At 72.2% G+C, this 20,158-nt stretch carries 16 protein-coding genes; 8 read left to right on the forward strand and 8 right to left on the reverse strand.

Annotated features, from left to right (window positions below; all coding sequences use genetic code 11):
- Positions 1-311 precede the first annotated feature (311 nt).
- The 5 genes from DRB96_RS06290 to DRB96_RS06310 form a co-directional block, all read right to left on the reverse strand.
- Positions 312-1,289, reverse strand: a complete 978-nt coding sequence (locus DRB96_RS06290; protein WP_112447464.1) for an alpha/beta hydrolase — start codon at positions 1,287-1,289, stop codon at positions 312-314.
- Entirely contained in the window at positions 1,286-1,744 is a 459-nt protein-coding gene (locus tag DRB96_RS06295) for a phage holin family protein (protein ID WP_112447466.1), read from the reverse strand. The genes DRB96_RS06290 and DRB96_RS06295 overlap by 4 nt, the downstream gene beginning before the upstream one ends.
- A gap of 52 nt (positions 1,745-1,796) precedes the next feature.
- Complete coding sequence (gene nhaA / locus DRB96_RS06300; RefSeq protein ID WP_112447468.1) at positions 1,797-3,230, reverse strand: Na+/H+ antiporter NhaA; 1,434 nt, start codon at positions 3,228-3,230, stop codon at positions 1,797-1,799.
- Between the two features lie 219 nt (positions 3,231-3,449).
- Complete coding sequence (acs, locus tag DRB96_RS06305; RefSeq protein WP_112447470.1) at positions 3,450-5,459, reverse strand: acetate--CoA ligase; 2,010 nt, start codon at positions 5,457-5,459, stop codon at positions 3,450-3,452.
- A 157-nt stretch (positions 5,460-5,616) separates the two neighbouring features.
- Positions 5,617-8,004 (reverse strand): SulP family inorganic anion transporter, encoded by a 2,388-nt coding sequence (locus DRB96_RS06310; protein WP_112447472.1) that lies wholly within the window; start codon positions 8,002-8,004, stop codon positions 5,617-5,619.
- A 234-nt stretch (positions 8,005-8,238) separates the two neighbouring features.
- On the opposite strand from DRB96_RS06310, the gene DRB96_RS06315 reads away from it, so the two are divergent.
- A complete protein-coding gene (locus DRB96_RS06315) occupies positions 8,239-9,597 on the forward strand; it encodes a hypothetical protein (protein WP_112447474.1) in 1,359 nt (452 codons plus the stop codon).
- Here the strand turns inward: DRB96_RS06315 and DRB96_RS06320 are convergent.
- Positions 9,551-10,657 (reverse strand): ATP-binding protein, encoded by a 1,107-nt coding sequence (locus DRB96_RS06320; RefSeq protein ID WP_239516037.1) that lies wholly within the window; start codon positions 10,655-10,657, stop codon positions 9,551-9,553. The genes DRB96_RS06315 and DRB96_RS06320 overlap by 47 nt on opposite strands.
- Positions 10,658-10,766: 109 nt before the next feature.
- On the opposite strand from DRB96_RS06320, the gene DRB96_RS06325 reads away from it, so the two are divergent.
- Positions 10,767-11,600 carry an oxidoreductase gene (locus DRB96_RS06325; protein ID WP_112447476.1) on the forward strand — a complete coding sequence of 278 codons (834 nt, stop codon included), beginning with the start codon at positions 10,767-10,769 and terminating at the stop codon, positions 11,598-11,600.
- A 390-nt stretch (positions 11,601-11,990) separates the two neighbouring features.
- On the opposite strand, the gene DRB96_RS06330 is transcribed toward DRB96_RS06325, so the two are convergent.
- Positions 11,991-12,860 carry an HAD-IB family hydrolase gene (locus DRB96_RS06330; RefSeq protein WP_112447479.1) on the reverse strand — a complete coding sequence of 290 codons (870 nt, stop codon included), beginning with the start codon at positions 12,858-12,860 and terminating at the stop codon, positions 11,991-11,993.
- Positions 12,861-13,352: 492 nt separating this feature from the next.
- Between DRB96_RS06330 and ssd the strand changes: the two genes are divergently transcribed.
- The 6 genes from ssd to DRB96_RS06360 all read left to right on the forward strand — a co-directional run bounded on the left by ssd (position 13,353) and on the right by DRB96_RS06360 (position 17,993).
- A complete protein-coding gene (gene ssd, locus DRB96_RS06335) occupies positions 13,353-14,516 on the forward strand; it encodes a septum site-determining protein Ssd (protein WP_162688981.1) in 1,164 nt (387 codons plus the stop codon).
- Positions 14,513-15,661 carry a TadA family conjugal transfer-associated ATPase gene (locus DRB96_RS06340; protein ID WP_112447483.1) on the forward strand — a complete coding sequence of 383 codons (1,149 nt, stop codon included), beginning with the start codon at positions 14,513-14,515 and terminating at the stop codon, positions 15,659-15,661. The genes ssd and DRB96_RS06340 overlap by 4 nt, the downstream gene beginning before the upstream one ends.
- Positions 15,658-16,542, forward strand: coding sequence for a type II secretion system F family protein (locus tag DRB96_RS06345; RefSeq protein WP_112447485.1), 885 nt, complete (start codon positions 15,658-15,660; stop codon positions 16,540-16,542). The genes DRB96_RS06340 and DRB96_RS06345 overlap by 4 nt, the downstream gene beginning before the upstream one ends.
- A complete protein-coding gene (locus DRB96_RS06350; protein WP_112447487.1) occupies positions 16,542-17,315 on the forward strand; it encodes a type II secretion system F family protein in 774 nt (257 codons plus the stop codon). Before DRB96_RS06345 ends, DRB96_RS06350 begins: the two co-directional genes overlap by 1 nt.
- A gap of 140 nt (positions 17,316-17,455) precedes the next feature.
- Positions 17,456-17,653 (forward strand): DUF4244 domain-containing protein, encoded by a 198-nt coding sequence (locus DRB96_RS06355; RefSeq protein ID WP_112447489.1) that lies wholly within the window; start codon positions 17,456-17,458, stop codon positions 17,651-17,653.
- Positions 17,640-17,993 (forward strand): TadE family type IV pilus minor pilin, encoded by a 354-nt coding sequence (locus DRB96_RS06360; RefSeq protein ID WP_112447490.1) that lies wholly within the window; start codon positions 17,640-17,642, stop codon positions 17,991-17,993. Before DRB96_RS06355 ends, DRB96_RS06360 begins: the two co-directional genes overlap by 14 nt.
- Before the next feature lie 38 nt (positions 17,994-18,031).
- Here DRB96_RS06360 and DRB96_RS06365 read toward each other — a convergent pair whose 3' ends face one another.
- The gene (locus DRB96_RS06365; protein ID WP_112447492.1) at positions 18,032-20,146 is read right to left on the reverse strand and encodes a tetratricopeptide repeat protein; all 2,115 of its coding nucleotides are present in this window, start codon (positions 20,144-20,146) and stop codon (positions 18,032-18,034) included.
- Positions 20,147-20,158: the final 12 nt, after the last annotated feature.

Below are 20,158 nucleotides of genomic sequence, written 5' to 3' on the forward strand. Positions count from 1 at the left end.
GCGGAATATCGAGTCGGAGGTCGTGGCCGTCCTGGCCGTGCCCCCTGTGCGTGCCCGGCGTAACCGTCGAGCGGCGTTCGTGTGCGGTGTCACCGTAGTCGTGCGTCAAGCCCATACTCCGAGCTGTGCCCGGGCCCCAAGGTCCGTAATCGCGTTGAGGGCGGCCAATTGGCCTATGCGCCAGGCAATTGAATGCTTGTCATACAACACGCCTCACGCGTCACCGGCCCCCGCGCACGGGTGGCCGGGCGGCCGGGCGGCCCCGGCCCGGCCGGGGCGGCCCCGGCCCGCGGCGGGCTCGGCGGCCGGGTTCAGCGGTCGGGCTCGGGGTCCTTCAGCCAGTTGACCAGCTCGGTCGAGAAGGCCAGCGGGTCCTCCTCGTGCGGGAAGTGCCCGAGCCCGTCGAACAGCCGCCAGCGGTAGGGGGCTTCGACGTACTGCCCGGACCCGGCCGCACTCCGCGTCCGCATCACCGGATCGAGCGAGCCGTGCAGGTGCAGCGTCGGCACCCGCACCGGGCGCTTCATGCGCCGGTTGAACTGCAGCCCGTCGGGCCGGGCCATGGACCGCATCATCCAGCGGTACGGCTCCACCGAGCAGTGCGCGGTGGACGGGATGCACATCGCCCGCCGGTACACCGCCACGTCGTCCTCGTCGGGCAGCCGGGGCCCCGACCAGTCCCGGATCAGCTCCCCGACGAGCGCCCCGTCGTCCGCGACGAGCTGACGCTCCGGCACGAACGGCCGCTGGAAGCCCCAGATGTGCGAACTGGCCCGGGTCTGCCCGAAGTCGGACAGCATCGCCGAGCGCCAGCGGCGCGGGTGCGGCATCGAGGACACCACCAGCCGGCGCACCAGCTTGGGCCGCATCACCGCCGCCGTCCAGGCGAGGTAGCCGCCCAGGTCGTGCCCCACGAGGGCGGCGTCGGGCTCGCCGAGGGACCGTACGACCCCGGTGATGTCGAGGGCCAGGTTGGCCGGGTCGTAGCCGCGCGGGGTGCGGTCGCTGCCGCCCACCCCGCGCAGGTCCATCGCGACCGCCCGGTAGCCGGCGTCGGCGAGCGCGGTCAGCTGGTGCCGCCACGTCCACCAGAACTGCGGGAAGCCGTGCAGGAGCAGCACCAGCGGCCCGTCGCCCATCTCGGCGACGTGGAACCGCGCTCCGTTGGCCGCGACGTCCCGGTGGGTCACCGTCCGCCCGCCGGGCACGTCGATCCGTACCGCCGAGGCAGTCGTGGGAGGAGTGCCGGACGGGCCGGACGTACCGGATTCCGGGGAGGGCGCTGTCATGACGACGAGCGTGCCACACCCACGGCCTTGTCACTGACCGACCGCGCGTGCGGCTTGGCCGTCCCGACGAGCGCGGCGGTCTGCTTGACGGACTCGATGGTCTTCGTCGGCGGCTTGATCTTCTTGAACTTCACCACGGCGAGCAGTCCGACCAGACCCGCGAGCAGCCAGAACGCCACACCGACGATCAGGAAGGACCAGGCCAGCCCGAGCCCGAGGTTGTGGATGCCGTAGGCCGCGGCGAAACTCAGTACGGGGAGGGAGAAGAGCACGAGCACTCCCGCGGCGATGGCGGCCCCGCTGCCGATCCCCGCGCGCTTGACGTCCTGCTTGATCTCCACCTTGGCGAGGGCGATCTCGTCGTGCACCAGGGCGGACATCTCGGCGGTGGCCGAGGCGACCAGCTGGCCGAGTGTGCGCTCGGCTCCCGGCGCCCCTTGGTCCACTGCGCTCATCGCTCTCTCCCTCTGTCGGCCGTCGGCGACGGCTGTCCTGTCGTCAGTCAGATCATGCCGGACGGCCGCCGTCGGCGCTGGACCCGCCCGGCCCTTCACCGGCGCCGGCCGAGGCCGCCTCGGCCCTGCGCAGGTGCTCGGCGGCCTTGGCCTCGTAGATCTTCGCCATCCGCAAGTGGTACTCCGGCTTGTCCTGCTCGTAGATGTCGGGGATGCCGTCGAGGTCCTCGTCGAGTTCCTCCGCCTCGGTGAGCGCCCTGTACTTGTGGTTGCGCATCTTGAGGAGGACGCCCGCGAAGACCGCGGCGATCAGGGACCCGATCAGGACGGCGGCCTTGATCTCGTCGGTGAGGACGGGGTCGTCGGTGAAGGCGAGCTCGCCGATCAGGAGCGAGACGGTGAAGCCGATGCCGGCGAGCGAGGCGACGGCGAAGACGTCCGGCCAGGCGAGGTCGTCGTTCAGCTCCGCCTTGGTGAAGCGGGCGGCCAGCCAGGTGCCGCCGAAGATGCCGACGGTCTTGCCGACGACCAGGCCGAGGACCACGCCGAGGGGCTCGGGACGGCTGAAGACCTGGCCGATGGACTCGTCGGACAGGGACACGCCCGCGGAGAAGAGGGCGAAGAGCGGGACGGCGAGGCCGGCCGAGACGGGCCGCACCAGGTGCTCGATGTGCTCGCCGGGGGAGTGCTGCTCGCCCTCCTTGCGGTGGCAGCGCAGCATGAGGCCCATGGCCACGCCGGCGATGGTCGAGTGGACGCCGCTGTTGTACATCAGGCCCCAGATCACCAGGGCGAGGGGGACGTAGACGTACCAGCCGTGCACGTCCACGCGGAGCAGGAACCAGAACAGGATCAGGCCCGCGACCGCGCCACCGAGCGCCAGGAAGTTGATGTCGCTGGTGAAGAACACCGCGATGATCATGATGGCGAACAGGTCGTCCACGACGGCCAGCGTCAGGAGGAACGCGCGCAGCGCGGACGGCAGCGAGGTGCCGATGACGGCGAGGACGGCGAGCGCGAAGGCGATGTCGGTGGCGGTCGGGACCGCCCAGCCGTCCGTGGAGCCGTCGCCGAGCACGTTGACCAGTACGTAGACCAGCGCGGGCGCGGCCATGCCGCAGACGGCGGCGATCACGGGGAGCGCGGCCGCCTTGGCGTCGCGCAGGTCGCCCGCGACGAGCTCGCGCTTGAGCTCGATGCCGGCGACGAAGAAGAAGATGGCGAGCAGGCCGTCGGCCGCCCAGTGCTGGAGCGAGAGGTCCAGGCCGAGGGCGGCGGGGCCGATGTGGAAGGAGCGGACGCTGTCGTAGCCGGCCGCGATGGCCGGGACGTTCGCCCAGATGAGCGCTGCGATCGCGGCCACGAGGAGCAGGACGCCGCCGACGGTTTCGGCGCGCAGGGCATCGGCCACGAAGCGGCGCTCGGGCAGCGAGAGGCGGCCGAGGAGCTTGCGGCTCTGGTGGTCGGTGGGGGTGGGCGCGGCCACGGGTGGCACCTCCGGGGTGGTTGGACGGCATGACGAAGCACGTTGCCGACCAGACTTCCCGGCGCGCCCTGTGGAGTAGTTCTTTACGCTTCCGATACTTTACAGGGCACACGCAAGGGCGTATCCGGCGATCATCACTTTATGTGCGAATGGGGCATCCGGCGCGGCGCGCCGGATGCCCCATTCCCGTGTCGTGCGGTGCGGTGCGGTGCCGGGACCTCAGTCCTCGCTGCCGGCGGACGGCAGCTTGTTCTGGATCAGGTCCATGACCGAGGAGTCGGCGAGCGTGGTGACGTCACCGACCGCGCGGTTCTCGGCCACGTCGCGCAGCAGACGGCGCATGATCTTGCCCGAGCGGGTTTTCGGCAGCTCCTGCACCGGCAGGATCCGCTTGGGCTTGGCGATCGGGCCGAGCGTGGCGCCGACGTGGTTGCGCAGCTCCGCGACCAGGGTGTCGGTCTCGGAGGCGCTGCCGCGCAGGATGACGAAGGCCACGATGGCCTGGCCGGTGGTCTCGTCGTTCGCGCCGACGACCGCCGCCTCGGCGACCGAGGGGTGCGAGACGAGCGCCGACTCGACCTCGGTGGTCGAGATGTTGTGGCCGGACACCAGCATCACGTCGTCGACGCGGCCGAGCAGCCAGATGTCGCCGTCCTCGTCCTTCTTGGCGCCGTCGCCCGCGAAGTACTTGCCCTCGAAGCGCGACCAGTAGGTGTCGATGTACCGCTGGTCGTCGCCCCAGATGGTGCGGAGCATGGAGGGCCACGGCTCGGTGAGGACCAGGTAGCCGCCACCGCCGTTCGGGACCTCGTTCGCCTCGTCGTCCACGACGGTGGCGCCGATGCCGGGCAGCGCACGCTGCGCGGAGCCGGGCTTGGTCTCGGTGACGCCCGGCAGCGGCGAGATCATCATCGCGCCGGTCTCGGTCTGCCACCACGTGTCGACGATCGGACAGCGGTCGCCGCCGATGTGCTTGCGGTACCAGATCCAGGCCTCGGGGTTGATCGGCTCGCCGACCGAGCCCAGGATGCGCAGGCTCGAGAGGTCGAACTTCGCGGGGATGTCGTCGCCCCACTTCATGAACGTGCGGATCGCGGTGGGCGCGGTGTAGAGGATGGTGACGCCGTACTTCTGCACCACCTCCCAGAACCGGCCCTGGTGCGGGGTGTCGGGCGTGCCCTCGTACATCACCTGGGTGGCGCCGTTGGCGAGCGGCCCGTAGACGATGTAGGAGTGCCCGGTCACCCAGCCGATGTCGGCGGTGCACCAGTAGACGTCGCTCTCCGGCTTCAGGTCGAACACCGCGTGGTGGGTGTACGAGGCCTGCGTGAGGTAGCCGCCGGAGGTGTGCAGGATGCCCTTGGGCTTACCCGTGGTCCCCGAGGTGTAGAGGATGAAGAGCGGGTGCTCGGCGTCGAAGGCCTGCGGCGCGTGTTCGGCGCTCTGCCGCTCGACGATCTCGTGCCACCAGACGTCGCGGCCCTCGGTGAAGGCGGTGTCCTGGCCGGTGCGGCGCACCACGAGGACGTGCTCGACCTGCGGGCACTTGGCGACGGCCTCGTCGATGGCGGGCTTCAGTGCGGAGGGCTTGCCGCGGCGGTATCCGCCGTCGGAGGTGATGACCAGCTTCGCGTCGGCGTCCTGGATGCGGGAGGCCACGGCATCGGCGGAGAAACCGCCGAAGACGACGGAGTGCGCGGCGCCGACACGGGCGCACGCGAGCATCGCGACGACCGCCTCGGGGATCATCGGCAGGTAGACCGCGACCCGGTCGCCGGCCCGCACGCCCAGCTCGGTCAGGGCGTTCGCGGCCTTGGAGACCTCGTCCTTGAGCTCGGCGTAGGTGATCGAGCGGCTGTCACCGGGCTCGCCCTCGAAGTGGATGGCCACGCGGTCGCCGTTGCCGGCCTCGACGTGGCGGTCCACGCAGTTGTACGCGACGTTCAGCTTGCCGTCCGCGAACCACTTCGCGAAGGGCGGGTTCGTCCAGTCGAGCGTCTCCGTCGGCTCCGTGTCCCAGCTCAGCCGCCGCGCCTGCTCGGCCCAGAAGCCCAGCCGGTCCGCGTCGGCCTGTGCGTACGCGGCCCCAGTCACATTGGCAGCGGCGGCCAGATCGGCGGGCGGTGCGAACCGCCGCTCCTCCTTGAGCAGATTGGCCAGGCTTTCGTTGCTCACGACATCTCCCTTTCCCAGGGTGTCCGTTGTGTCCCCGGTTGTGTCCCCGGGCATAGCTCATCAGTCAATGGCCCAGGTGACAAGAGGTTGTCGGGAATTGGTGTAGACCTATTACTCGGCTGGGCCCACGCGCGAGTGGCCCCTCCCGCTGCGGAGCGCGGAAAGGGGCCACCCGGTGGCACGGATACGGGAGGGTATCGGTTCGGGCCGGTCAGCCGCGCAGCGCGGCCGCGCGGACGGTGTCGAAGACCCGGCAGTCGAAGAAGTCCTCCCCCTCCGAGAGCAGGTACGCCTGGGCCTCGCCGACGTGGAAGTACATCCCGTGCAGCTCCAGCGACCCCTCGGCGAGCCGCCGGGCCACCGATTCGTGGGCCCGCAGGTGCTCCAGCTGCTGCACCACATTGGTCAGGCAGAGCTGCTCCACCGCGTCCGCCGGCAGCCGGCCCGAGATCCGCGCCCAGGCGTGATGGCGACTGGCCATCCGCTCCAGACTCGGCAGCCCGTGCCGCAGCCACCGCCTCAGCGGTGTCATCGGCACCCCGGGCGAGGAGTTGAGCAGCGCCTGCATGGCCCCGCAGCCCGAATGCCCGCACACGGTGATGCTGTCGACCTGGAGGACGTCCACGGCGTACTCGATGGCCGCCGCGACCGAGTCGTCCGTGGACTCCGCTCCCGGCAGCGGGACGAGATTGCCGACGTTGCGGACGGTGAACAGGTCGCCGGGACCGCTGGCCGTGATCATGCTGGTCACCAGACGGGAGTCGGCGCAGGTGAGGAAGAGCTGCGAGGGCCGCTGGCCTTCGCGGGCCAGCCGGGCCAGCTCGTCCCGTACGTGCGGCGCGGTGTCCCGCTGGAAGGCGCTGATTCCGTCGGCCAGTTGACCGGCGCCACGCCTTCGGGGCCCGCCCTGCGCCGCCGGGGTCGCGGGCGGGTCAGCACTCGCGGCCGCCGTCTGGGCGGTACGGGCCACCGTGCTCCGGTGGTCGCAGTGGTTCTGCCAGGGCGTCCAGGGCCGGCAGCACTGGTGGTCCCCGCGCTGCGCACCCCGATGGGCCGGCTCCGTGAGCCCGTCCCGCCGGGCCTGCTCGGCCTCGGCGATCCTGGCCCCCGACCGTCCGGTGATCTCCAGCGAGCCGCCGTGGGCCAGGTGGGAGTCCTGCCAGTCCTGGAGCGTCTCGTAGGCGGCGTGGTCGATGAACGAGCCGTCGAGCTCGATGACCGCGTGCGCGTCGTGCGGGATCTGGTTCAGCACCCGGCTCAGCCTCGGCACCGCGAGGAACGTCAACTGGCCTCGTGCCCACACCCGGTGGACCCCGCTGTCGAGCCGCTCGGTGGTGATGCGGGTCCTGGCGAGGCGGTGCAGGGCCAGGGCCACGGCCACCGCGATGCCGATGGCCACGCCCTCCAGGACCCCGCCGAGCACCACGGCCGCGATGGTCGTCGCGTAGACCACGAACTCGCGGTGCCGCGTGACCGTACGCAGATGCGTGGCGCTCACCATCTGCACGCCCACCGCCATCACCAGGGCGGCCAGCGCGGCGAGCGGGATCAGGTCGAGCACGGGGACCAGCAGCCCGGCCGCGAGCAGCACCCACAGGCCGTTCAGCATGGACGCCCGGCGGCTGACGGCGCCCGACTTGACGTTCGCCATGCTGCGGACGGCGCCTCCGGCGACGGGAAGGCCGCCCAGTGCCCCGGAGACGATGTTCGCCGCGCCCTGCCCGCGCAGTTCGCGGTTCAGGTCGGCCCGCGGCGGACGGTTGCCCGTACCGCGCTGGGCGGCGATCAGCTTGTCGGTGGCGACGGCCGAGAGCAGGGATTCCACACTGCCGACCAGGGTGATGGTCAGCACGGCGGCGATGATGCCGAGGACCGGCCCCTCGGGCAGTTCGGGCAGCGCGTGGCTGCGCCAGGACGGCAGGTCCACCCGGGGGAGCCGCAGCCCGGTGAGGGCGGCGACGGCCGTGGCCACGGCGACGGCGGCCAGCGCGGCCGGCACCTTGCGCAGGGACCGGCCCGCCCGCCCGGGCAGCCGCGGCCAGCAGAGCAGTACCGCCAGCGTGATCACGCTGACTCCGAGTGCGGCCGGGTGCAGATCGGCCAACTGGTCCGGCAGTCCGCGGACATTGGCCAGCGCGGAGCTCTGCGGGGTGCCGCCGAGCACGATGTGCAGCTGGGCCAGCGCGATCGTCACGCCGACTCCGGCGAGCATGCCGTGGACGATGGCCGGGCTCACCATCAGCGCCGACCGGGCGGTCCGCAGGGCGGCGAGGCCGAGCTGGCAGCAGCCGGCGAGCACCGTGATGGCACAGGTGGTGCGCCATCCGTAGTGCTGGATCAACTCGGCGGTGACGACCGTGAGTCCGGTCGCGGGACCGCTCACCTGGAGCGGAGTGCCGCCGAGCCGCGCGGCCACGATTCCGCCGGCCGCCGCGGCGACGAGTCCCGCCTGGAGGGGGGCGCCCGTGGCCAGGGCGATGCCGAGGGACAGCGGCAGGGCGATCAGGAAGACGGCGACGGAGGCCGAGAGGTCGGCGGGGAGGGCGCGGCGGTTGCTGCGGAGGTCTTCGGCGGTGGGCGGTGGGGAGATGTCTTTCATGGGTCCCGTCTCCTCGGGGGAGGGATGAAGCGGCGGGATTATCAACACTAGGTAAATGAACGGTAATGGAGAGTAAAGCCCTGTGGTGGAGAATGCGGGCAAATGGCCTAGGAATTAGCACCCAGGGGTGATTAGGCATTTAGTCCGGCTTGTCACACCTTCCTTAAAACGGACCGCATGGGACGTTGCGGCGCGGAAGTCCTGCGATGGCACTGCGAGGGAAGAGGTGGGCGGATGACTGCCACCACGAAGAAGGCGACGAAGAAGGCCGCGAAGAGGGTCGCGAAGAAGAAGATCGCCGGCGGTCTGGTCGCCACGGCACTGGTCTTGGGAGTGGCCGGGTGCAGCACCTCGGAGCCCGGCTCCCGCCCGGCCCCGGGCGGTCAGGCGGCCAAGAAGGGCGCCGCGGCCCCGGAAGGCCCGGCCCCCGGCAGCGTCAAGCGGCTCATCGGCGACGGCTCGACGGCGTACACCGGCCTGCAGCCGAACGTCCAGAAGGCGCAGAAGCTGAAGCCCGGCGAGAAGCCGCCGCAGTTCGTGGTCTATTCCTGGGACGGGGCGGGCGAGGACAGCCAGAAGCTCTTCTCGCATTTCCGCGACGTGGGCAAGAAGTACAACGCCCGCATGACCTACTTCCTCAGCGGCGTGTACATGCTCCCGGAGGAGAAGCGTTCCCTCTACACCGCGCCCCAGCATTCCTCGGGCCGCTCGGACATCGGCTTCGGCGATCCGCAGGGCATCAAGGACACCGCCACCCAGGTGCGCGCCGCCTGGCTGGAGGGCAATGAGATCGGCACCCACTTCAACGGCCACTTCTGCGGACCCGAGGGCGGCGTCGGGACCTGGTCCGTCGAGGAGTGGAAGAGCGAGATCAACCAGGCGAAGTCGTTCGTCAAGAACTGGAAGACCAACTCGCCCGCCCTCAAGGGCATGGAGGCGCTCCCGTTCGACTACGACAAGGAGATGATCGGGGCCCGCACCCCGTGCCTCGAGGGCCAGAAGAACTTCATGCTGGCCGCGAAGGAGATGGGCGGCTTCCGCTACGACTCCAGCGGCATCAGCAAGCAGATCTGGCCGAAGAAGACGGACGGCCTCTGGGACATCCCGCTGCAGCTGGTCCCCATGCCGGGCCGGGCCTTCGAAACGCTCAGCATGGACTACAACTACCTGGTCAACCAGTCCGGTACGACGACGCAGGGCGACCCCTCGCAGCACGCGTACTGGGGTGAGCAGATGCGCGACGGCCTCGTCAAGGCCTTCGAGCGGACCTACCAGGGCAACCGTGCGCCGCTGATCATCGGCAACCACTTCGAGTCCTGGAACGGCGGCACCTACATGCGCGCCGTCGAGGACTCCATCAAGACCATGTGCACGCAGAAGGAGGTCCGCTGCGTTCCGTTCCGCGAACTGGCGGACTGGCTGGACGCCCAGGACCCGAAGGCCCTGGAGTGGATGCGCACCCTCGACGTCGGCGAGGCGCCGAAGGAGGGCTGGAACAAGTTCCTGACGGCGGGGCCGCCGGCCAAGCCGGCCGCCCCCGCCGAGGTCAAGCCGGCTGCGGAGCCGGCCGAAGCGAGTCAGAGCGAGGACTGAGCAGCCCGACGGCCCCGGCCCCGGCTCCGGCCCCGGCTTCCGCCTCTGCCTCCGCCCCCATCTCTGCCCCCGCCTCTGCTTCCGTTTGCGTGCCCGCGTGCTCCCGCAGGACGAAACCGGGGTCGACCTGCTCCGCCAGGTCCACCCCGGTCTTCGCGTTGCCCCAGCTCTCGGCGTTGCGCAGGTGGAAGTGGACCATCTGCTCCGTGTAGCGGACCCAGTCGCGCTGCGCGTAGGAGTCGTCGGCCGCGTCCTGCAGGGACTGCAGGGCCAGCCGGTTCGTCGCCTCCAGCAGCTCGAAGGCGGCCGGGCGGCCCTTCTCCATCGCCCGCACCCAGTCCGAGTGCCCGACGGTGACCAGCAGGTCCTCGCCGGCCTCGTCCTGCAGGAACTCGATGTCCTCCGGCCCCTGGACCTTGTTGCCGACGACCTTGAGCGTGATTCCGAAGTCCCGCGCGTACTCCTTGTACTGGCGGTAGACGGAGATGCCCTTGCGGGTCGGTTCGGCGACCAGGAAGGTCACGTCGAAGCGGGTGAACATGCCGGAGGCGAAGGAGTCCGAGCCGGCCGTCATGTCGACGACCACGTACTCGTCCGGACCGTCGGCCAGATGGTTGAGGCAGAGCTCGACCGCGCCGACCTTGGAGTGGTAGCAGGCCACGCCCAGATCGGACTCGGTGAACGGCCCCGTGGCCATCAGCCGCACGGGTTCGCCGTCCAGCACCAGGGTGCGCGCGCAGGCCTCGTAGACGGGGTTGTCCTCGTCGACGCGCAGCAGCCGGGAGCCGGCGCCGGGGGGAGTGGTCTTGATCATCGTGTCGGCGGACGCGATGCGCGGGTTGGAGCCCCGCAGGTAGTCCTTGATGAGGGGCAGGTGCGCTCCCAGCGCGGGCAGCGCGGCCGCCTCCTCCTCGCTGAGCCCGAGCGCGGCGCCCAGGTGCTGGTTGATGTCGGCGTCCACCGCGACGACGGGGGCTTCATTGGATGCGAGGTGGCGGATGAAAAGGGAGGACAGCGTGGTCTTGCCGCTGCCGCCCTTCCCCACGAAAGCGATCTTCATGTTCACCAAGCGTAGTGGGTCGGTGTCTTTGTGTTGTGTGCCTGAGTGAAGAAGACCACTCCAAGGAGGGGTCGGTGCTATGGGGGAGCAGTGCGTAGGCTCCCTACTTATGAGTAGCGCTTCTGCCTCCGCCGCCGACCCCCTCGCCCCGCTGGCCGGTCTTCCGGGCGTCGCCGAGTCCGTGGATTCCGTACGCAAGGCCGTGGACCGGGTCTACGGCCACCGCGTCATGCGCCGCCGCGCCGGGGAGATCACCTCCGAGGCCGCGCTGCGCGGCGCGCGCGGGAGCGCGGCGCTGTCCGGGGCCGACTGGGCGCTGGAAGAGGTCCGCCGCCGCACCGACTTCGGCTCGGACGCGGAGGCCCGCACGGTGGGCGCCGCCCTGCGCCTGGCGGCGGAGGCGGGCCAATTGCTGAGCATCTGGCGCCAGTCGCCGCTACGGGTCCTGGCGCGGCTCCACCTGGTGGCCTCGGGTTCCACGGCGCAGGGCGATGTCGTCGGCCGGCCCCGCCTCGCCGGCGAACCGGTGGACGAGCCCCTGGTCTCCCTCCCCCTCCCGGACGCGCAGGAGGTGGCGGGGCGCCTCGAAGGGCTCTCCGGCCTGATCATCGCGGGCGGCTCCGCCCCGGCGCTGGTCACGGCGGCGGTGGTGCACGGCGAACTGCTCGCCCTGCGCCCCTTCGGCTCGTACAACGGCCTGGTGGCGCGCACCGCGGAGCGGATCGTGCTGATCAACAGCGGCTTGGACCCGAAGGGGATCTGCCCGGGGGAGGTCGGTCACGCCGAGCAGGGGAAGGACGCGTACCTGGAGGCCTTCGGGGGCTACGTCTCGGGGACCGCGGAGGGGATGGCGGCTTGGATCGCGCACTGCGGCCGCGCGATCGAGCTCGGAGCCCGCGAATCGATGGCGGTCTGCGAGGCGCTCCAGCGCGGCGCGGCCTGAGGCTCGGCGGCCTGAGGACTGGCGCGGCGGCCTGAGGCCCGGCGCCGGGCAAAGGGTTGCGGCGACACCCGTGTTGCTCTGGTGTCGCCGCTGGCATTCACGCCCAGTTACCAAGCGTCCTCGAAGATTGCCCATCAGGTCGGGAACTTTGCCCGTCACCTGGTGCGGCTGGCCCGTAATCGACGGGTCGACGTCGCGTGGGTGCTCGGCGTTCATGCTTCGGTCCGTGGGCCTTACTGCGTTTTAAAGATGATCCTCTCGGATGTTCTTTGGTCTCGCGGGCCGTTGACTCCTTTGTACTCCGCTTCGGAGCCGAGCGAAACCCCTGGCCGCATTTCTTTGCTTTACGGGACATCCTGGTGCGAATCAGGCATCCGGTATCGCCGCTGGTCAGGCCGATGTGGCCGCGGCCAGCGCCCGCCGCCGGCTCGCGTACCAGACCAGCCCCGCGGTGGCCGCGGCCGCGCCCACCGCGGCCGCGGCGACCAGGGCCGGCCGCGTCGGCATCGACAGTCCGGGGAGCCGCTGCTTCAGCCGCACCGGCCGGTTGAAGACCAGTACCGGCCACTCCCGCGCCAGCGCCTCCCGCCGCAGCGCCCGGTCGGGATTGACCGCGTGCGGGTGGCCGACCGCCTCGAGCATCGGGATGTCGGTGGCCGAGTCGCTGTACGCGTAGCAGCGCGCGAGGTCGTACCCCTCGGACTCCGCGAGCTCGCGCACGGCCTCCGCCTTCGTGGGGCCGTAGGCGTAGTACTCGATCTCGCCCGTGAAGCAGCCGTCCTCGCCGACCACCATCCGCGTGGCGACGACGCGGTCGGCGCCCAGCATCTCCCCGATGGGCTCGACGACTTCGGCGCCCGAGGTGGACACGATGACCACGTCGCGGCCCGCGGTGTGGTGGGCTTCGATGAGGGATGCGGCCTCGTCGTAGATCAGCGGATCGATGAGGTCGTGCAGGGTCTCGGCGACGATCTCCCGGACCTGCTGCACGTTCCACCCCTTGCAGAGGGCGGACAGGTACTCGCGCATCCGCTCCATCTGATCGTGGTCGGCGCCGCCGGCCAGATAGATGAACTGCGTGTAGGCGGTGCGCAGCACGGCCCGTCGGTTGATCAGGCCGCCCTGGTAGAAGGACTTGCTGAACGTCAGAGTGCTCGACTTCGCAATGACCGTCTTGTCCAGGTCGAAGAAGGCTGCGGTACGAGGCAAGGAGTGCGGCAAGGGCTGATTTTCCACGACCCGAGCATATGCGCCCACCATTCGGCGTAAAGTCTGGCGCGTGGGTTTGCCTGAGAAGCCTCTCGGGTACACCATGGAAGTCACGGATCGTTCGCGACCGTGCTAACCCGGTCTGGCTCCTCCCCCCCCCGAGTCGGACCGTGGGGACGACCCCCGCTCTCCCCCCCGGCGGGGGTCGTCGCATGTCCGGACGCGGTTTGCGTCCTCGTCTTCGACCCCAAGTGCCCACTCCTCGGACCCCCTCGTCTTCCCGGGGCCCGCGTGGCGAAGACCCTCACCCCCTCGAACCGGTAACAGAGCGTAGCGGTTCCGGCGCGCTCCGGAACTCACCTGTTGGGGTGAGCCGGCTATTCACATAGGGCCGGTTGTCCACAGTTTTCGAGCAAGATCCACTTCTTTTTCCCGATCCCGTCACGGTGATTCCGGCCGCGAAGTCCGCGGCGCTGGATATGCGGTGAGAAGGAGGCGGAGATCGTGGCTGGATCGAAGTCGTGTGAAGTCCGGAACCTCGTGGTGGCGGGCGGGGACGGCCGGCATCCCGCTGTCGGGGGGCCAGTGCCCGGCGGCGGACGGCCGTTGATCATCACCGGGGACCCGCTGCTGCTCGACGATCTGCTGCGGCTGTGCGCCGCCGCGGGGGTCGAGCCGCATGTGCACCAGGCGGTGCCGGAGCAAAGCGGAGCCGATGGTGACGGTGGTGATGCCGGTGGCGGGAGCGCATCCGGCGTCGGATGGGAGTCCGCACCGCTCGTCCTCGTCGGCGACGACGCCGCCCGGCACGTGCGCGGCGCACCCCGGCGGGACGGGGTCTTCCTCGTCGGCAGGGATCTGGACGACCCCCACGTGTGGCAGCGGGCGCTGGAGATCGGCGCCGAGGAGGTCCTGACGCTCCCCGACGCCGAGAGCCGGCTCGTCGACCGCATCGCCGATGTCGTGGAGGGGGCCGGGCGGCCCGCCCTCGCCGTCGGGGTGATCGGAGGCAGCGGCGGCGCCGGAGCCTCCACCCTCGCCTGCGCCCTGGCCCTGCGGGCCGCCCGCGCCGGGGAGCGGACCATCCTCATCGACGGCGACCCGCTCGGCGGCGGCATGGACGTCCTGCTCGGCGGGGAAACCGCCGAAGGACTGCGCTGGCCCGACTTCGCGGGTTCCCGCGGCAGGGTCGGCGCAGGAGCCCTCGCGGAATCGCTGCCCGAACTGCACGCCCTGCGGGTGCTCAGCTGGGACCGGGGAGACCGGGTGGTGGTGCCGCCCGCCGCGATGCGGTCGGTGGTGGCCGCCGCGCGCCGCCGGGGCGGGGTCGTCGTGGTCGACCTGCCGCGCCGGGTCGACGAGGCCGTGGCCGAGGTCCTGGCACAGCTGGACCTGGTGCTGCTGGTGGTGCCGGGCGAGCTGCGGTCGGTGGCCGCGGCCTCCCGGGTGGCCGCCGGCGTCCGGATGGTGGCCCGGGACGTCCGCGTGGTCGTACGGGGCCGCGTGCCCGGCGGACTGGACGCAGAGGCGGTCGCCGCCCTGCTGGGCGCGCCGCTGGCCGGCGAGGTACCGGTCGAGGTCGGCCTGCCGGGACGGGTGGCCGAGGGCGAGCCGCCGGGATCGCAGGGGCGGGGCGCGCTGGCCCGCTTCTGCGACGGCTTCTGGCAGCGCGCGCTCGGCTCCGCCCAAGGGGTGGTGACGGCATGAGCGCCGTACTGCTCGACGCGGTGCGCCGACGGCTCGCCGAGAGCGGGGCGGAACCCACCCCGGCGAGGGTGGCGGCGGCACTGCGGGCCCAGGGCAGGCTGCTGGGCGACACGGAGGTGCTGGGCGCCGCCGCCGAACTGCGCTCCGAACTGGTCGGCGCGGGCCCGCTGGAGGCACTGCTCGCCGACCCCGAGGTCACCGACGTGCTGGTGGCCGCCCCCGACCGGGTCTGGGTGGACCGCGGCGGCGGGCTGGAACTGACCGGGGTGACCTTCGCCGACGCCGAGGCCGTGCGCAGGCTCGCCCAGCGCCTCGCCTCCGTCGCCGGCCGCCGCCTCGACGACGCCCGGCCCTGGGTGGACGCCCGGCTGCCCGACGGCACCCGGCTGCACGCCGTACTGCCCCCGGTCGCCGTCGGATCTGCCTGCCTGTCCCTGCGGGTGGTGCGGCCGCGCGCGTTCACGCTGGACGAGCTGGTCGCCGCGGGGACCCTGCCGCCCGGCGGACAGCGGCTGCTGCGCGACATGGTGGAGGCCCGTCTGTCGTTCCTGGTCTCCGGCGGAACGGGCACCGGCAAGACCACCCTCCTCAGCACCCTGCTGGGACTGGTCGGTCCCGGCGAGCGGATCGTGCTCGCCGAGGACTCCGCCGAGCTCCGGCCCGACCATCCGCACGTGGTGCGGCTGGAGACCCGACCGGCCAATCAGGAGGGCGCCGGCCTGGTCACCCTCACCGACCTGGTCCGCCAGGCGCTGCGGATGAGGCCCGACCGGCTCGTCGTCGGCGAGGTCCGGGGAGCCGAGGTCGCGGACCTGCTCGCCGCCCTCAACACGGGCCACGAGGGAGGCTGCGGCACGGTCCACGCGAATGCCGCCGCCCACGTACCGGCCCGGCTGGAGGCCCTGGGGACGGCCGCCGGGCTCGACCGGGCCGCCCTGCACAGCCAGTTGGCGGCCGCGCTGACCCTCGTCGTCCACCTCGTGCGGGACCGGGCCGGCCGGCGCCGGGTCGCCGAGGTGCACGTGCTGGAGCGGGACCCCGCCGGGCTCGTGGTCACCGTGCCGGCGCTGCGCTGGGCCGCGCGGGGATTCGTACGGGAACGGGGCTGGGAGCGGCTGCGCCCGCTGCTCGGAGGTGCCCGATGAGCGCGGCCGCGGTGCTCCCGGTGCCGGTGTTCGCCGGGGTGCTGTGCGCCGGGGCGGCCGCCTGGGCGCTGGCCGGCGGCGACCGGGTGTCCCGGCGGGCCAAGGCGGTGCTCGCCGGGGCGGGTCCGGCGGTACCGGGCGGGCCCGCGCCCTGGGAGCGGCTGCTGCTCGCCGTGCGGGTCGGGGCGGCGCACCGCCGGGAGTGGGCCTGCCTGGGGGCCGGTCTGGTGCTCGCACTACTCGGCGGGTCGGTGATCCCGCTGCTGGCCGGGGCGGCGGCCCTGCCGCTGGTGCGCCGGTGGCTGCGGGCCAGGGAGCGGGCCCGGGCCCGGTCGGCGCGGGCCGCCGAAGTGGCGGCCCTGTGCGGTGCGGTGGTGGGCGAGCTGCGCTCCGGCGCCCAGCCCGGCCAGGCGTTGAGCGCGGCCATGCGCCGCACGGTGTCGGGCCCGGGCGGTCCGGGACCCGCCCAGGCCGGACTCCTGGCGGCCGCGGCCTTCGGCGGGGACGTCCCCGGGGCGCTGCGCCAGGCGGCGCGGGAGCCCGGCGCGGAGGGGCTGGCCGGGATGGCGGCCTGCTGGCGGGTCTCGGTGGACGGAGGCGCCGGGCTGGCCGCCGGACTGGACCGGCTGGAAGGGGCGTTGCGGGCCGAGCGGGACCGGGAGGAGTCACTGCGCGCCCAGTTGGCGGGAGCCAGATCGACGACGGGGGTGCTGGCCCTGTTGCCGGTGGTCGGTCTGCTGATCGGCACCGGGCTGGGGGCCGATCCGCTGCGGGTGCTGCTGCACACGCCGGTCGGGTGGGGCTGCCTGCTGGCGGGGACGGCGCTGGAGGCCCTGGGGCTGCTGTGGTGCCGGCGGATCGTACGGACGGGGGAGCGGTGATGGGCGGCTTCGCGATCCACAGCCTGGGGATGGCGCTGTGCTTCGCGGCGGCCCTGTGCACGGGCTCGGCGCTGGCGGCGCGAATCCGGGAGCGGGCGGCCCGGCGGCGGCTCACGGCCCTGCTCGCGGTGGAGGCGGCGCGCCGCCGGCCGCCGTTCGCACCCGGGCTGCGCGGCGCGGTGGCCGCGTGGGCCGGGCCGGTCGGGGCGCTGGCGGTGGCCTGGGCGCTGATCGGCGGACTCCTCGGAGCGGCGGCGGGCTGCGCCGCGGCCTTCGGGGTCCGCAGATGGCTCGCGAGACCCCGGCCGGCTTCGGGGGCGGATCCCGGGGAGATCGAGCGTCAGCTCCCGTTCGCCGCCGACCTGTTGGCCGCCTGCCTGGCGGCCGGAGCCGGGCCGGTCGACGCCGCCGAGGTGGTGGGCGAGTCGCTGGGCGGCCCGGTGGGCGAGCGGCTGGCCCTGGCCGGGGCGGAGCTGCGGCTCGGCGGAGAACCGGGAGCCGCGTGGGGGAGGTTGGCGGAGATACCGGGTGCCCGCGGGCTGGCCGAATGCCTGGAGCGCTCCGCCCGTACGGGGGCTCCCGCGGCCGAACCGGTCTCCCGGCTCGCGGCGGCGCTCAGGGCGGACCGGACGCGCCGCGCGGGAGCCGGGGCGCAGCGGGCGGCGGTCCTGGTCACCGCGCCGGTGGGGCTGTGCTTCCTCCCCGCATTCCTCGCGATCGGAGTGGCGCCCGTGGTGATCGGAATGGCGTCCGGGCTCCTCTCGGGAACCTGAAACACCGACCCGGAGCATCCCTCTCCGATCACCTTCTGCGATCACGTTCTGGGATCACCATCCGAGATCACCATCCGAGATCACCATCTGAAATCACGATCTGAGATCACGTCAAAAAGCCGAATCAACGGGAGGTTGCCATGAGGATCATCTGGTTTCGCGTGCGGGCGGCGCTGAGGGGCCGCGCGGGTGACGCGGGAATGTCCACCTCAGAATACGCCATGGGCACGATCGCGGCGTGTGCGTTCGCCGCCGTTCTGTACAAGGTGGTGACGAGCGAAGTGGTCTCGACGGCACTTCAGTCGACCATCGGGAAGGCACTCGATGCGCCGTTCTGACGGGGGATATGTGACGGCGGAGGCGGCCTTGGTGATTCCGGCGCTGGTGCTGTTCGCGGCGCTGCTGGTGTGGGCGCTGATGGCCGCCGCCTCCCAGATCCGGTGCGTGGACGCCGCGCGGGCCGGTGCCCGGGCGGCGGCCCGGTCCGAGCCGGCCGAAGCGGCGGTGGCGGCGGCGCGGGCCGCCGCTCCGCCCGGGGCGCGTGTGGAGCTGTCGCGGACGGGCGACCTGTGGCAGGTCCGCGTCTCGGCCCCGGCCCCGGGCCCGGCCGCCCTGCCGGTCCGGCTCACCGCCCAGGCGGCCGCCCTGGCCGAGGACACCGTGGGGCCGCCGCCGTGACCCCGACCCCGGCCCGGGCCCCGACGGCCCGGCGCCCGCTAGGGCCCCTCCGCCCGGAACCCCGAGAGGCCGATGACCTTCCGGGTCAGCGGGTGCTCCGGTCCGAGGATCCGGACGTGCTCGTCCAGCGTTTCGCGCCACACGGTCAGGGCCCGGTCGAAGCCTTCCACGCGGGCCACCAGGCGGGCGACTTGCCGACGCGTGTGGAGCGTGTGCAGGTGGTCGGAGCCCAGCACCCTCTCCCGGTCCTCCAGGAGCCCCCGCGCGCGTTCCAGAGCCGCTTCGTGGAGCTCCATGGCCGACAGCCAGGCGACGGCCCGCCCCCGCGCGTAGAGGGTGTCGGCATGGTCCGCGCCCAGCACCGCGGTGCGGCGCCGCACCACTTCCTCCGCGAGATCGAACGCCTCGGAGTACCGGCCTGATTTTCCGGTCCACGTGGCCGTTCTGGCTTCGACGTCCAGGGTGTCTATGTGGTCGGGCCCCAGCTCCCTCTGGAACCTCCCCAGGAGGGAGCGGCACCGCTCCGCGGCGTCCGCCGGGCGCCCCAGCCTGCCGATGGCGTTGGCGATCTGCAGGTGCGTGTCGAGCGTGTCGGGATGATCCGTGCCCAGGCGGGCCTCGCGCAGGGGCAGCAGCTCGCGCATCAGTTCCAGGGCTTCTGCCGCGCGCCCTTGTTTCAGCGTCAGGTACGCCAGCTCGGCATGGGCGTCCAGGGTGTCCGCGTGCTCCCTGCCGAGGGACGACCTACGGGATTCCCAGATGGACCGCAGCTCGACCACCGCTTGATCGATGCGGCCGGTCTTCCCCATGATCACCGCTTTGGCCACGTCCGCCGCCGCCAGTCCGGCCCCCGCCGCCACCCCGAAGGCCCTTTCCGCCCGGTCGTGACGGGACTCGAGCAGCGAGACCATGCCCATGTCGAGCGCGTCACGGGGCCGGGCGGCCGCCAGGATCAGGTCCCACGACTCGTCGGGAACCACTTCCAGGTCGAGGGTGTCCAGGAAGTAGTCGAAGGCCCGGAGTCCCGTCGCCGGTTCGCCGACCAGCATGCTGGCGCCCGTGTGGCCCAGGGGCCGCAGAGCCCATGCGAGCGCGTCCTCCAGCGCCTCCGGCCGCAGGGGGGATCCCCCTCTGTTCCGCAGGTGGATCTCGTGCAGCCGCTCCAGGAGGGACACGGGCACCGCTTCGTGCATGCCGGCGCGACGCACGTCCACCGCGGCCAGGACGAGGGCCGCCCCGCGCGGATGGGCACCTGGGGACCAGGCGTTCTGCCACGCCTCGAGGAGCTCCGGACCGGCGGCCAGGACCTCGGCCACTCCGAACGCCTCCGAAGCGCTCAGCGCACGGTTGATGCGGCGGTCGTTCCTGTAGGACTGGGCCCTTTCGCGCTCGGCCGGCGACCACCGGCGCGGGATGCGGATCTTCTTCGCCCGGCGGACCACGTCGCGGCCGTCGCGCCAGACTTCGTGGTCGCTCCGGTCGACGACCGCTTCGGCGTGATCGCCGAAGCGGTCGTACTCCGGGGTCCGCACCGTGGCCACGACCGTCGATCCGCTCTCCAGGATCCGGCCCAGAGCGGAAGCAGTGAGCCCTCCGGGGCCGAGGAACCGCTCCAGATCGTCGAGCCAGACCAGATACCGCCTGCGGATCCTCAGAGCGACGAGCACGCTGGAGATCCCGTCCCGGTTCCGGGGGCTCAGCAGGAAGTGGTCCGGTGCGAGCAGCCGTACTGCCTCGAAAGCCGATCTCGTCTTCCCGGCGGTCGATTCCCCCACGAGGAGGACGAAGCCTCCGCTCTCCACCGCCGCGTGCAGGTCCGCCTCGATGTCCCTGGGGATGTACGGAGGGGTGTTCCAGCGGCTTTCCGGAAGGTCTCCGTCTTCGTGCTGGTACGGATGGATCCCGACCAGCACCGGATCCTGGACCTCCCGGACGCGGGGAAGGCCGCCGTGCGCGTCCTTCGTCAGGAGGCCCGCCGCCGCGCGCTCCCGCTCCTGGCGCCTGTCACTGAGCGCGGATTCGTTCCTGGCCGCGGCTCCGCCGCACAGGGCGAGGACGGCGGCACCCACCACCCCCGCCTGCCCCGCCGGCAGCCACACCCCCGCGACGAGCCCGGCCGTGCCCGCCAGCACCCCGAAGACGGCGAACTTCACCCACAGACCACA

The organism is Streptomyces sp. ICC1 (assembly GCF_003287935.1).
GTDB classification, from domain to species: Bacteria; Actinomycetota; Actinomycetes; order Streptomycetales; family Streptomycetaceae; genus Streptomyces; species Streptomyces tritrimontium.

Excerpts from the sequence above, each read along its gene's own strand:
- DRB96_RS06290 (WP_112447464.1), bottom strand. The coding sequence starts at position 1,289 with ATGACAGCGCCCTCCCCGGAATCCGGTACGTCCGGCCCGTCCGGCACT.
- DRB96_RS06295 (WP_112447466.1), bottom strand. The coding sequence starts at position 1,744 with ATGAGCGCAGTGGACCAAGGGGCGCCGGGAGCCGAGCGCACACTCGGC.
- acs (WP_112447470.1), bottom strand. The coding sequence starts at position 5,459 with ATGCCCGGGGACACAACCGGGGACACAACGGACACCCTGGGAAAGGGA.
- DRB96_RS06310 (WP_112447472.1), bottom strand. The coding sequence starts at position 8,004 with ATGAAAGACATCTCCCCACCGCCCACCGCCGAAGACCTCCGCAGCAAC.
- DRB96_RS06315 (WP_112447474.1), top strand. The coding sequence starts at position 8,239 with ATGACTGCCACCACGAAGAAGGCGACGAAGAAGGCCGCGAAGAGGGTC.
- DRB96_RS06320 (WP_239516037.1), bottom strand. The coding sequence starts at position 10,657 with ATGAAGATCGCTTTCGTGGGGAAGGGCGGCAGCGGCAAGACCACGCTG.
- DRB96_RS06325 (WP_112447476.1), top strand. The coding sequence starts at position 10,767 with ATGAGTAGCGCTTCTGCCTCCGCCGCCGACCCCCTCGCCCCGCTGGCC.
- DRB96_RS06330 (WP_112447479.1), bottom strand. The coding sequence starts at position 12,860 with ATGGTGGGCGCATATGCTCGGGTCGTGGAAAATCAGCCCTTGCCGCAC.
- DRB96_RS06340 (WP_112447483.1), top strand. The coding sequence starts at position 14,513 with ATGAGCGCCGTACTGCTCGACGCGGTGCGCCGACGGCTCGCCGAGAGC.
- DRB96_RS06345 (WP_112447485.1), top strand. The coding sequence starts at position 15,658 with ATGAGCGCGGCCGCGGTGCTCCCGGTGCCGGTGTTCGCCGGGGTGCTG.
- DRB96_RS06350 (WP_112447487.1), top strand. The coding sequence starts at position 16,542 with ATGGGCGGCTTCGCGATCCACAGCCTGGGGATGGCGCTGTGCTTCGCG.
- DRB96_RS06355 (WP_112447489.1), top strand. The coding sequence starts at position 17,456 with ATGAGGATCATCTGGTTTCGCGTGCGGGCGGCGCTGAGGGGCCGCGCG.
- DRB96_RS06360 (WP_112447490.1), top strand. The coding sequence starts at position 17,640 with ATGCGCCGTTCTGACGGGGGATATGTGACGGCGGAGGCGGCCTTGGTG.